The sequence below is a fragment of the Streptomyces sp. NPDC060209 genome (assembly GCF_042728155.1).
GTDB lineage: Bacteria > Actinomycetota > Actinomycetes > Streptomycetales > Streptomycetaceae > Streptomyces.
Map to the genome: position 1 here is coordinate 1 of NZ_JBHWZS010000262.1, position 12,058 is coordinate 12,058.

The window sequence follows — 12,058 nt, forward strand, 5'->3', positions numbered from 1 at the left end:
TCCAGTTCTTCGCTTTCGCGTTTCCCTTTCCGGCGAGTCCGACTCTATCAGATCCTTTCGGGCCTGATTCCCAGTCAGCGGGGTTCGTCTTCCCGGCCCTTGGGCCGTTCCGACGCTCAAACTCTAGCGGATTCTCCCGGCGACTCATAATCGAGCCTGTGAATTGAATTCCGGCATGCCGAAATTCTCCCCGGTGGGAGATCGTGCTGAGTTTGGTTGCCGCATTCGCGGCGGGATCGGCTGCCGCCGGACCGTACCGGCTCCGTGGCAACTCGACGAACCTTACGGACGGGAGGGGGGTGTGTCAACCCCTCCCCTCACCCCCGCCTCAGGCCCTCAGCCCAGGTCGGTGAGCCGGCCGCCGGCGTCCGGCTGTTCGTGTTCCACGCGGCGCAGGAGCCGGATCAGGATCTCGCCCAGCGCTCCGCGCTCGTCGCCCGAGAGGTCCTGGAGCAGGTCCTCCTCGAAGGTGGTGGCCATCCGCATCGCCTCGAGCCACTTCGTACGACCCTCATCGGTCAGCTCGACGATGACGCGGACCCGGTTGTTCTCGTCCCTGTCCCGGGTGACCAGGCCTTCGCCCGCCATGCGGTCGATGCGGTGGGTCATCGCCGCGGGGGTGAGCCCGAGGCGCTTGGCGAGCTCGCCCGGGCCCAGCCGGTAAGGGGTGCCGGACAGGACCAGGGTCTTGAGGACCTCCCATTCGGCGTTGCTGATGCCGAGGGCGGCGACCTGTCTGCCGTAGGCGACGTTCATCCGGCGGTTCAGCCTGCCCAGCGCGGAGACGATCTGCTCGACCTGCGGGTCGAGGTCCCTGAATTCGCGCTGGTAGGCCGCGATCTGCTCGTCGAGGCTCGGCTCCTGGAGCTCGGGCTGCTCGGTGGTGTCAGACATGGCGGGCAGTATCGCACGCTGTCCATCGCCTTCGAAGTCCTTCAAGGTCAAGAGTTAAGCATCTAATTTTAGTGCTAAAGTCTACGGGTCTGTGTTCTTGAATGTTCTTCGTGTCTTGAGGTAGGTGAGTGTGACCAGGGAGATGGGTGCAGCGCTGCGGCGGATCCAGCTGGGGAGTGCGCTGAGCGCGTTCGGCCTCGGATTCACCGTCCCGTATCTGTACGTCTACGTGGCGCAGGTGCGGGATCTCGGTGCCGGTACGGCGGGTGTCGTGCTGGCTGTCTTCGCCATGGCGGCGCTGGCCGTGCTGCCGTTCACGGGCCGGACCATCGACCGGCGCGGCCCCCTGCCCGTGCTGGTCGTCGCCTCCGGCGCGGCCGCGGTGGGCGCCTGCGCCCTGGGCGTCTCGAACGGCGTGACGTCCGCCGTGCTCTCCGCCGCGGTACTAGGAGCGGGCACCGCCGTCATGCAGCCGGCCCTCGCCACGATGCTGGTGTGGTGCTCGAGCTCCGCGACGCGTACCCGCGCCTTCGCCATGCAGTTCTTCCTGCAGAACCTCGGGCTCGGCATCGGTGGTTTGGTCGGCGGGCAGCTGGTGGACGTCGACCGTCCGTCGAGCTTCACCCTGCTGTTCCTCATCGAGGCGGCGATGTTCCTGGTGCTCGGCGTGGTCGCGGCCACCGTGCGCATGCCACGTGCCCCCTCCCTCACCGACGCGGTGCCCGCAGACGGCACGGCGCCCAAGGCCGGACTCCGGGTGCTGCTCTCGCACCGGGCCATGGTGCAGCTGTGCGTGCTGGGCTTCGTGATCTTCTTCGCCTGCTACGGACAGTTCGAGTCCGGCCTCGCCGCCTACGGCACGGAGGCCGCCGGAATCGATCCGTCCACCCTGGGTATCGCGCTGGCGGCCAACACGGCGGTCATCGTCGCCGCGCAGTTCGTCGTGCTCCGTCTCGTGGAGCGCCGACGTCGCAGCCGGGTCATCGCGTGGGTCGGTCTGATCTGGGCCTTCGCCTGGATCGTGGCCGGGTACGCGGGTCTCGGACACGGCAGCCAGACCATGGCGACGGCCGCGATGATCTCGACGTACGCCCTGTTCGGGCTGGGTGAGGCGATGCTGTCGCCGACGGTGGCACCGCTCGTCGCAGACCTGGCGCCGGAGGCCATGGTCGGTCAGTACAACTCGGCGTTCGCTCTGGTGAAGCAGCTCGCGCTGGCCGTCGGGCCTGCCGTGGGCGGGCCCATGGGGGCGGCACTGCACGGTCCGTACATCGTGACCTTCGTGCTGTTCTCGCTGGGCATCAGCGTGCTGGCGCTGAAGCTCGGGCGTCAGCTCACTCCCGTACAGGACAAGCCCTCGCTCGCCGCGGTGCCCTCGCGGGTGGTCGCGGTGTCGCTGCCGGAGAGCGGGCCGGTCGCCGCTCCCACCGTCGTGCGCTGAGGCGAGCTCAGCCGGGGAGCGCGAATTCGCACCAGACCGCCTTGCCGCCGCCGGGAGTGCGGCGGCTGCCCCAGGACGAGGCGATGGTCGCGACGATGGAGATGCCGCGTCCCGCCTCGTCGGCGGGTTCGGCGCGTCGGCGGCGCGGCAGGTGGTCGTCCCCGTCCGTCACCTCGATGATCAGACGGCGGTCGGTCCGGCGCAGACCGAGGCGCATGGGCGGGGTGCCGTGCTGCAGGGAGTTCGCCACGAGCTCGCTCGCGGCGAGCACCCCCAGGTCGCAGAGCTCCACGGGGAAGCGCCACGACGCCAGGACACCCGTGGCGAAGGCGCGGGCCCTGGGAGCGGCCTCGATACCACCGAGCAGTTCCAGCGAGGCGTTGTGGAAGAGCTCCGCGCTCGCTCCCGTACGAGCGGGGTGCTGGACCACGAGCACCGCGACGTCGTCGTCGTGCTCCGCGGTGACGCCCAGGGAACGGATGAGCCGGTCGCAGACCACCTGGGGCGATCCCTTTGCGCCGGACAGGGCGCGCTCCAGGGACGCGACGCCCTCGTCGATGTCCTCGCTGCGGCGTTCGACCAGGCCGTCCGTGTAGAGCACGGCCGTGGAGCCGGGCGGCAGGGGGATCGTCCCGGATGTGTGGACCCAGCCACCCGTACCGAGCGGCGGTCCGGTCGGGTCCTCGGCGCGGTGGACCGTGCCGTCCTCGTTGCACACGAGGATCGGGAGGTGTCCGGCGGAGGCGTAGACGAGGTGCCCCTCGTTCGGATCGTGGACGGCGTAGGCGCAGGTGGCGATCTGGCTGGCGTCGATCTCGGCGGCGAGGACGTCGAGGAGCTGGAGCACCTCGTGCGGCGGCAGGTCGAGGCGGGCGTAGGCGCGGACTGCGGTGCGCAGCTGGCCCATGACGGCGGCGGCCCGTACGCCGCGCCCCATCACGTCACCGATGACGAGCGCGGTCCGGCCGGCGCCCAGGGTGATGACGTCGTACCAGTCGCCGCCGACCGCCGCGTCCGTGCCGCCCGGCTGATACGTGGCGGCGATGCGCAGGTCGTCCGGCTGTTCGAGGTCCTGCGGGAGCAGGGAACGCTGGAGGGTGACGGCGGTTTCGCGGTGGCGGCGTTCGCTGGCGCGGAGCCGCTCCGCCGCTTCGGCGTGGTCGGTGACATCGGTGGCGTACACGAGGACGCCTGCCTCCCCGTCAGGTCCGTCCGGATCGCCGGTGGCCACGGGGGTGCAGGTCACCGTGTACGAGCTGCCGGCCAGAACCTTGCGGGACTTGACCGTACGGGGGGTGCCGCTGCGCAGGACCTGGTCCATGAGGGGGAGCAGGCTGAGCTCGGCCAGCTCCGGCATGGCCTCGGCCGCGGGTGCGCCGCACGGGCGGGGGCCGAAGGCCGACGTGTAGGCGGCGTTGACGTAGGTGATGCGGTGTTCGGGGCCGTGGAGCAGCGCGACGGGGGCGGGAAGCCGGCCGAGGAGCTCGCGGGCCGACAGGGCTTCCAGGGAGGGGCCGGGGGCGGAGGGCTCCGAGGTGTCGCCCGGCGGCGTGACCGTGGCCTCCGGCCGTACGGACTCGGCGCGGGCGGCGGGTACGGAACTGTGGTCGTCCCGCGCTGCGGCTCGACGCTGCGTTCCGGGAAGGCGGGCGCTCCAGCGCGTGAAGTTCACGGAATTTCTGGCCTCGTGTGTCGGTCTGGTCCGCTCGGGCGAGCTGCTTCTTCTGCTGGTCCTGTGGCCGGTCCCCTGCCGGTTCTCATACAGGGCCGGGGCACCGGGGCCTGGCTTCCGGAAACGCGCGGCCGGGCCTCTTCGTGCTGTTGGTCCTCGCTGCCGGTCACTGTAGGTGACTGTCTGCCGGGTAACTCTGTGCAGGTGTGAGCCCACCTATGGTCACACGCCCAGTCTGACCGACCGTACTGACAGTTGCCGTACGGCAGTCGGTCCATCCGCTGAACCGCGGCCCTTCTCCCGGCATGCCGGTGCGACCCGGCGGCCCGCGGATCAACCTGACGTGTCCGGTGGCCCGTCTCCCTTCGGCGGGGTGTCCGCGGGAGGCCCCGGGTGTACGTGTCCACGAGCGGCGAGAGCGAATTCGGCGCGCGGGTGTTCGAGCGAACCGAGGGAGACGATCTCCCGTTTGAAGAGTCCGGCCAGGGTCCACTCGGCAAGGACACGCGCCTTCCGGTTGAACGTGGGTACGCGGCTGAGGTGATAGACGCGGTGCATCAGCCAGGCCGGATAGCCCTTGAGCTTGCGCCCGTAGACATGCGCGACACCCTTGTGCAGGCCGAGCGAGGCGACGGATCCGGCGTAGGAGTGCCGGTAGTCCTCGGCCGGCCGGCCGGCGAGCGTGGCCAGGATGTTGTCCGCGAGGACCTTGGCCTGGCGGACCGCGTGCTGGGCGTTCGGCGCGGTCTCCGCGCCCGGCTCGGACGAGGTGAGGTCCGGGACGGCCGCCGCGTCGCCGGCGGCCCAGGCGTGCTCGGCGCCCTCGACGGAGAGCGTCGCGGTGCAGCGGATCCGGCCGCGCTCCGTGAGGGGGAGGTCCGTGGCGGCGAGGATCGGCGCGGGTTTGACGCCCGCGGTCCACACCAGGGTGCGGGTCGGGAAGCGTGAGCCGTCGCTCAGTACGGCGATCCGGCCTTCGCAGCTGTCCAGTCGGGTGTCGAGCCGTACGTCGATGTTGCGGCCCCGCAGTTCCCTGACGGCGTACCTGCCCATCGCCTCGCCGACCTCCGGCAGGATGCGCCCGGTCGCCTCCACCAGGATCCACCGCAGGTCCGAGGGCTTGATGTTGTGGTAGTACCGCGAGGTGTACCGGGCCATGTCCTCGAGCTCCGCGAGCGCCTCCACGCCCGCGTATCCGCCACCGACGAAGACGAAGGTGAGGGCCGCGTCACGGATGGCGGGGTCCCGGGTGGCGGAGGCGATGTCCATCTGTTCGATGACGTGGTTGCGGAGGCCGATGGCTTCCTCGACGGTCTTGAAGCCGATGCCGAAGTCGGCGAGGCCGGGAACCGGCAGGGTGCGCGACACGGATCCGGGCGCGAGGACGATCTCGTCGTACGGGATCTCGAGGGCGCCTGTGCCGTCCTCGCCGGTGGCGAGTGTCGTGACCGTCACGGTGCGCTTGGCGTGGTCGACGCGCTCCGCCTCGCCGATGACGATCGTGCAGTTCTTCAGGACCCGGCGCAGGGGCACGACGACATGGCGCGGCGAGATCGAACCGGCGGCGGCCTCGGGCAGGAAGGGCTGATACGTCATGTAGGGGTCGGGCGTGACCACCACGATCTCGGCCTCGCCGCTTTTCAGTCTCTGCCGCAGCTTCCTCTGGAGACGCAGCGCGGTGTACATCCCGACGTAGCCGCCGCCGACGACGAGAATGCGCACACTGGGCCGGGTGCCGGGGGGTGCCCCCCGGGAATCTGGTGCCATCACCATCCCATGACGCAACGGAGTCCTGTGTTTGTCCACAGGCCCGGCAAATTGTGTGACCGGAGCACTTCGATCACCCGGCGGGTCCCGGCCACCGCCTTTTCCCGGAGCTGTGCAGGTCAGGTACGGCGGGCGGGCCGGCCCGCGGGGGTCGAATCAGGGTCCAACCGGTCCTTGCTCCGATCGGGGGGCGCTCCGTGCGGAACTACCCCCTTCTGAATTGACCCGGGCTCAACTATGTTCGTACCCCGTCGGGGTGTCGGATTCGGACGAAGGTCCACACACCGACGGACACGGCGGGAAGTCTCCGGGGGGAGACGTCATAACCGGGGGAAGTTATGCACATTCAGGATTTGCAGGGGCCGAGCGCTGTCGTCTCTTCTGCTGAGGACCGTGGGCGGCTGAGTCCCGTGGGCACGGTCGGGACCGTCGCGTCGGCTGGAGCCACGGGCGGCACGGCCCGCTCGGCGCCGCTCCGCGTGGACGCACAGCGCAATCTCGAACACGTCCTGCGCGCCGCGCGAGAGGTGTTCGGCGAGCTGGGTTACGGCGCGCCGATGGAGGACGTGGCGCGCCGCGCCCGGGTCGGCGTCGGTACGGTCTACCGGCGTTTCCCGAGCAAGGACGTGCTGGTGCGCCGGATAGCCGAGGAGGAGACCGCGAGGCTGACCGATCAGGCGCGCTCGGCCCTCGGCCAGGAGGACGAGCCGTGGTCGGCGCTCTCCCGTTTCCTGCGGACCTCTGTGGCCTCGGGCGCCGGGCGGCTGCTGCCGCCGCAGGTGCTCCGCGTCGGGGCCGAGCAGGACGAGCAGGCGGCGACGGCGGGGCCCGGCGCCGCCGACGGCGAGACGCGTGTCCCGCATCAGCGCCAGGGAGTGGATCAGCCCGGTCTGCGGGCGGACGGCCGGCGCCCGGCCTTCGAGGAGGGGCTCGACGACGATCCGGGAGCGGCCGAGCTGCTCGAGGTCGTGGGCAGGCTGGTGAGCCGTGCCTGCGAGTCGGGTGAGCTGCGGGGCGATGTGACGGTGGCCGATGTGCTGCTGGTCATCGCCACGGCGGCACCGGCTCTGCCGGATCCCGCCCATCAGGCCGCCGCTTCGGCCCGGCTGCTGGACATCCTGCTGGAGGGTCTCCGCTCCCGTCCGGCGTAGGTCCGGCTGCGCGGCCTCGCCGCGCAGCGGCGACGGCCGGTGGGACACGCCTCCCGCCGGCCGGACACCCGTGCGGCCGGGGGGCGTTGCTCCTTCCCCGTCCGGGCGATGTCACGCCCTCCGGGTACGGGAAGACACCCCGGACGAGTGGTTGCTCATGCTCAGGGTTCGTCGCGGCGTGGCTCTGTGGCACTCTGGCCCCGGTATTCGGGTCCGAGGGTGCATACGGGGGCTTCCGCGATGAGCGGTGAGGCGCAGCAGGAAGAGCCGGCCGACGGTATCGCTGCCGCGGGCAAGGGCGGCGGAGGCACGGAGACGGAGCCCGGCGACCCGTCAGCCGCTCGGGTGCCGGGCCGGATGCCGAGCCAGGCACTGCCGCCGGACCGTTCCGGGACCGGGCAGCCGATCGGCCCCGCCGACGCGGGTTCGGGGACCGGGCAGCCGGACGGCTCCGCCGAGGGTGGCACCGTGCTGCCCGGGCCCTGGCCGCCGGTGCCCGCCGAAGGCGGGGTGCGACAGGAGCCGGGCACGGAGTCCGGCGCCGCGTACGCGGTCCCGCTGCAGCGTGAGGGACGCGCGGGATCCGCCGATCTCGGCCCCTCGGACGCACAGTTGATCCAGGGCATGCGCGCGGGCGACGACCAGGCGTACGAGGAGCTGTTCCGGCGCCACTCGGGGGCGGTGCGCCGCTATGCCCGTACCTGCTGCCGGGACGCGCACACCGCCGACGACCTGACGGCCGAGGTGTTCGCCCGGACGCTGCAGGCGGTGCGCGGCGGGAAGGGGCCGGAGGAGGCGGTCCGGGCCTACCTCATGACGGCTGTCCGGCATGTCGCCGCCGCGTGGACCAGGAGTGCGAAGCGCGAGCATCTGGTCGACGACTTCGCGGTGTTCGCCGCGCAGGCCGCTCGATCCGCCGAGCTGTCGGAGGCCGACACCCTCGACCTCGGCGCCGATGTGCTTGCCATGCACGAGGCGGACCGGTCGATGGCCATGCAGGCGTTCCGCAGCCTGCCGGAACGCTGGCAGGCCGTGCTGTGGCACACCACCGTGGAGGAGGAGTCGCCGAGCCAGGTGGCCCCGCTCTTCGGCCTGACGGCCAATGCCACGGCGGTCCTGGCCGTCCGGGCCCGTGAAGGGCTCAAGCAGGCCTACCTGCAGGCCCACGTGAGCCAGTCACTGACAGCCGGCGGCGACTGCGCGCAGTACGCCGACCGGCTCGGCGCCCATGCCCGTGGCGGCCTGCGGACCCGGGCGGAACGCGGGCTGCGCAAGCATCTGGACGAGTGTGCGAAGTGCCGGATCGCCGCCGGTGAGCTGGACCGGGTCAACGCCGGCATTCCGGCTCTGCTGCCGGTCGCCGTCATCGGCTGGTTCGCCGCGGGTTACGCGGTCAAGGCGGCCGGCATCGTGGCGGGTGGCGCGGCCGGGGCGGCCGGTGCCGGAGCCGCCGCGGCGGCCACGGGCAGCGCCTCCTCCGGGGGAGGTGCGGCAGGAGGGGCCGCCGCGTCGGAAGGCCTCGGCGCTCCGCTGAAGGCCGGGATCGCCGCCGCGGTGGCCGTGGCGGCCGCCGCGGGTCTCGTATGGGCCCTGGTCGGTGACGACCGTCCGGCGCCGGAACAGAAGCCTGTGGCCAAGCCGCCGGTCACCGCACCCGCCGCCCCCACGCCCGCGTCACCGCCGGAGCCGGCACCGACCCCGCGGCCGCCGACCCCTCCGGCCTCACCCGCGCCGGAGGCGCCGCCCGCCCCGGAGCCGACACCGACGCCCGAGCCCACGCCGACCCCCACGCCGACACCGACACCGCCCGCCCCGGAACCCACGCCCGAGCCCACGCCGCCGGAGCCCACGCCGACGCCCGCTCCGAAGGTGCCCGCGCCGGACGTCTACCAGGTGAACGAGCTGGCGTACTCCGTCACCGGTGATCACACCGGTCCCGAGATCCTGCTCGGCCGGAGCATCGGTGTGTTCTGGCAGCGTCAGGGACTATCGATCGCCTCCACGACGTACGCCCACGGGGTGACCGCCCCCTCCCGCTCGTCGGTCACCGTCCAGCTCAACCGGACGTGCACCCGCTACGACGCGATGGCCGGGGTCGACGACCTCACCCTGGGGCTCGGCGCCGTGCGTTTCTCCGTGTACGACGGTGAAGGGGCGCGGCTGTGGCAGTCACCCGTAATGCGCGGCGGTGAGCCCGCCGTACCGGTGAGCGTCGGCATCGAGGGACGGAGGACGATCCGGCTCGTCGTGGAGCCGGAGGGACCGCTCGGCGGGGTCGCGCTGGCCGACTGGGCGGACTCGCGCATCAGCTGCCGCTGAGCTCCTCGGCGACATCGGTCAGGAGGCCGAGGGCCCCTCCGGTGTCAGGTCGCGTCCCAGCGCGCTCTCCTCCTCGTACGGCCCGGGCCCCGGCTCCCTCGCACACCCGCGCAGCCGCCGCCGGGCCACAGGGCGAGGGCGGCGCGCAGACGGCCTCGGGGGGTGCCCGAGTCGGGCTCGGCGGCTCCTCGACGGGCTGCCCTTCGAGAAGACGTACCGGGCGCGTGTGCTGCTACGGCTGCAGGGTGCGGCGGGCCGGGACGACGCCGCCCGCCACCGCCCGCTGCCGGGGCGCCGCCGTGCCGGTCCAGCAGGTGCCCCGGCGGGTGACCAGGCGGCGGAGCCACAGTTCCGTGGACGCCAGCTCGGCAAGGCCGTCCAGGGGAAGGGGCTCGCCCTCGGAGGCCGCGCGCAGCGCCTTGCGTACGACGCGTGCCTCGATCAGGCCCGCGTCGGCGAGCAGCGGGGCGTCGAAGAGGGCGATCAGTTCGGGCAGGGCGGTACGCAGACCGATGCGCCCGGCCGCGGTGGAGGTGGCCTGTGACGGAGTGCCCCAGCCGGGCGGCAGGTCGTGGATACCGGCGCCCGCGAGGACCCGGCGCAGGATCGCGGCCCGGGCACCCGGCTGGACCCGCAGCGATTCCGGGAGCGCGCGGGCCGCCCGGACGACCTGGTTGTCGAGGTAGGGGGCGTGCAGTCGCTGGCTGCGGATCTCCGCGGCCTGCTCCAGGATCCGCTGGTCCGCCGCGTGCCGGGCCAGCGCCGCACGGGCCCTGGCCTCCCCGGGACGCTGGACCGAGGCCGGCCGGATCGCCGCCTCCTGGAGACGAACCGATACTTCCGCGAGAGCCTCCCCGGTGAGCCAGCGCGCGGCCGGGCCGGGCCGGGACCAGGTGAGGGAGGCGAGCGAGGCGTCGGCCGGGGTGTCGAGGTCGGGGGCGTCACGATTGGCGTCGGGCAGCAGGGACGCCGCCGTCTCGAGCCCGGTGCGGTACGACGTACGGGCCAGCCGGCGGGCGGCCCGGTAGACGGCCAGCGGCACGAACAGGGAGTGGGTGGAGGGCCCTTCGGCCCTGGCGAGCGCGGCGACGGGCCGCAGGAGGTGGCGTCTGCGCCGGTCCATGAGCAGGTCGGCCAGCCGTGCCGGGTGCGCGTCCAGGACCTGCCTGGCGCCATGCCCGACGAAGTGGTCCGCGCTGCCCGCGGCCAGCCGGCGGCGGTGGCGTTCGGCGACGACGAGGGAGGGGGCGGGTTCGTCGGTGAGCGGGCCGCTCTCCAGCGACGCGTACGGCAGGGCCTCCTCGCCCGCCGCCACGACCACATGGTGCAGGCGGGGATTGGCGGCGATGGCCCTGGCGCGCTCCATCTCCTCCTCGCGGCCCTGTGCGGAGAGGTCGTTGAACGTGACGGCCAGGAGCCGTTCGCCCGCGCCCGTGCCATGGCCGAGCACGGTGCCCGGCAGCCCGGGCAGTCCTGAGGCCAGCAGGGCGAGTGTGGCGGAGGCACTGCCGCCGGAGAGGTCGGAGCCGATGCCGGGGACGGGCGCCCCACGGGCCGCGCGCCGTTCGGCGGGTCCCATGCCGGGGACGGGTCCGGGGTCGGGCGGCAGGGTCTCCGGGGCGTGTCGCGGGGCCGTGAGCCGTGCGCGTACGGCTTCGACGAGCGCGTCCCGTACGCCTTCGACGGCGCTCACCGGGTCGGTCTGGGCGGCCGCCACGGCGAGGGAGGCCACCGCCTCGTAACCGGTGATCTCGCGCGAGCCCTCCCGGAGGATCAGCGCGTGCCCGGGCGGGATCCGCTTCACCCCCGTGTACGGCGTGCCGTCGCCCAGCGCCTCCGGGGTCTCGGGACAGGCCAGCAGCGCGGCGAGATGTCCGATGTCCAGCTGCGCCTCGATGAGGTCGGCGAGCGGGAGGGCCGCAGTGGCGTACGCGGTGCCGTTGGCCCAGGGAGTGTGGAAGACGGGGCGGGCACCGGCGAGGTCTCCGGCGACGGTGATGCGGCGGCCGATCTGCACGACGGCCGTGTAACTGCCGGGCCAGGCGGTGAGATGACGCAGCGCCCCGCCACGGGCGGCCAGCAGCCCGACGCGGAGCTGTTCGTCGGTGGCCCCGCAGCAGCCGAGAACGGCGAGGCGGGTGGTGGGCGCACCCTCGGGGGTCGCGACCGTGACGATGCGGATCTCGTCGGGGCGCCAGTCACCCACGGCCCAGAGCGGATCCGGGTCCCCCCACAGGAGTTGGGAGCCCACCGGATGCACGGTGCGCCCCTCCCCGTGGTGGCCGACCGCGCCCACGGTGCCGAAGCTCGCGGCGATACTGCTCCACCCCACCAACCAACGCATCGCCGCCTCCACAGGCTGTGGACGAACCGGCGTGCCAGGACACAAGGCCGCCGTTGCGGGACATGCTGCCACGACAACGGCGCCCGGGAGGGGGTACGGGCGGCGCACACCGGATGTGCATGCGCCCCTGGCAAAAGCCTGACCACGGCTCTGCGGTCACCCCCGCAACGGAGCTGGGCCTTCCGGGAGTTGCCGCGGCCACCCCTGAAGGCGGCCCCCGCCTCGGTCGGGCCATGGAACCTACGTAATCCGGCCATAGCCGGGCGGCTGCGCCGCACTCTGCCCGACCGGCACTATCCGGCCATTTTCCGATCGCGACGGAACCGCGCGTTTCGCCCCCGACGGCGCGCCGAGGGCGCCCGCACACGGTCCTCCCCGGGTCGCGGGCAGGTCTCCCGCAGGTCCATGGCGACACCCCGGGACGGCCCGTCGCGGGGCGGCCACGTGCGGGCCGGCGCATCCCCCCGGTG

7 protein-coding genes are annotated in these 12,058 nt (G+C 72.8%); 3 read left to right on the top strand and 4 right to left on the bottom strand.

The window, feature by feature from the left end; all coding sequences use genetic code 11:
• Positions 1 to 336: 336 nt before the first annotated feature.
• Positions 337 to 894: a MarR family winged helix-turn-helix transcriptional regulator gene (locus ACFWFI_RS33600; RefSeq protein ID WP_306103775.1), complete on the bottom strand. Its 558-nt coding sequence runs from the start codon at positions 892 to 894 to the stop codon at positions 337 to 339.
• 142 nt (positions 895 to 1,036) lie between these two features.
• Here ACFWFI_RS33600 and ACFWFI_RS33605 point away from each other — a divergent pair, with 142 nt between their 5' ends.
• Positions 1,037 to 2,335 carry an MFS transporter gene (locus ACFWFI_RS33605; protein WP_387397783.1) on the top strand — a complete coding sequence of 433 codons (1,299 nt, stop codon included), beginning with the start codon at positions 1,037 to 1,039 and terminating at the stop codon, positions 2,333 to 2,335.
• A 7-nt stretch (positions 2,336 to 2,342) separates the two neighbouring features.
• Here ACFWFI_RS33605 and ACFWFI_RS33610 read toward each other — a convergent pair whose 3' ends face one another.
• Positions 2,343 to 4,007: an ATP-binding SpoIIE family protein phosphatase gene (locus ACFWFI_RS33610; protein ID WP_387397769.1), complete on the bottom strand. Its 1,665-nt coding sequence runs from the start codon at positions 4,005 to 4,007 to the stop codon at positions 2,343 to 2,345.
• A 333-nt stretch (positions 4,008 to 4,340) separates the two neighbouring features.
• Positions 4,341 to 5,729: an NAD(P)/FAD-dependent oxidoreductase gene (locus tag ACFWFI_RS33615; RefSeq protein ID WP_387397772.1), complete on the bottom strand. Its 1,389-nt coding sequence runs from the start codon at positions 5,727 to 5,729 to the stop codon at positions 4,341 to 4,343.
• A gap of 383 nt (positions 5,730 to 6,112) precedes the next feature.
• Between ACFWFI_RS33615 and ACFWFI_RS33620 the strand changes: the two genes are divergently transcribed.
• Together ACFWFI_RS33620 and ACFWFI_RS33625 are read left to right on the top strand one after the other, a co-directional pair.
• Positions 6,113 to 6,925, top strand: coding sequence for a TetR/AcrR family transcriptional regulator (locus ACFWFI_RS33620; RefSeq protein ID WP_387397775.1), 813 nt, complete (start codon positions 6,113 to 6,115; stop codon positions 6,923 to 6,925).
• 240 nt (positions 6,926 to 7,165) lie between these two features.
• Positions 7,166 to 9,244, top strand: coding sequence for a sigma-70 family RNA polymerase sigma factor (locus ACFWFI_RS33625; RefSeq protein WP_387397777.1), 2,079 nt, complete (start codon positions 7,166 to 7,168; stop codon positions 9,242 to 9,244).
• 232 nt (positions 9,245 to 9,476) lie between these two features.
• Here ACFWFI_RS33625 and ACFWFI_RS33630 read toward each other — a convergent pair whose 3' ends face one another.
• A complete protein-coding gene (locus ACFWFI_RS33630; RefSeq protein ID WP_387397780.1) occupies positions 9,477 to 11,588 on the bottom strand; it encodes an asparagine synthase-related protein in 2,112 nt (703 codons plus the stop codon).
• Positions 11,589 to 12,058 lie beyond the last annotated feature (470 nt).

Excerpts from the sequence above, each read along its gene's own strand:
- ACFWFI_RS33600 (WP_306103775.1), bottom strand. The coding sequence starts at position 894 with ATGTCTGACACCACCGAGCAGCCCGAGCTCCAGGAGCCGAGCCTCGAC.
- ACFWFI_RS33605 (WP_387397783.1), top strand. The coding sequence starts at position 1,037 with ATGGGTGCAGCGCTGCGGCGGATCCAGCTGGGGAGTGCGCTGAGCGCG.
- ACFWFI_RS33620 (WP_387397775.1), top strand. The coding sequence starts at position 6,113 with ATGCACATTCAGGATTTGCAGGGGCCGAGCGCTGTCGTCTCTTCTGCT.
- ACFWFI_RS33625 (WP_387397777.1), top strand. The coding sequence starts at position 7,166 with ATGAGCGGTGAGGCGCAGCAGGAAGAGCCGGCCGACGGTATCGCTGCC.
- ACFWFI_RS33630 (WP_387397780.1), bottom strand. The coding sequence starts at position 11,588 with ATGCGTTGGTTGGTGGGGTGGAGCAGTATCGCCGCGAGCTTCGGCACC.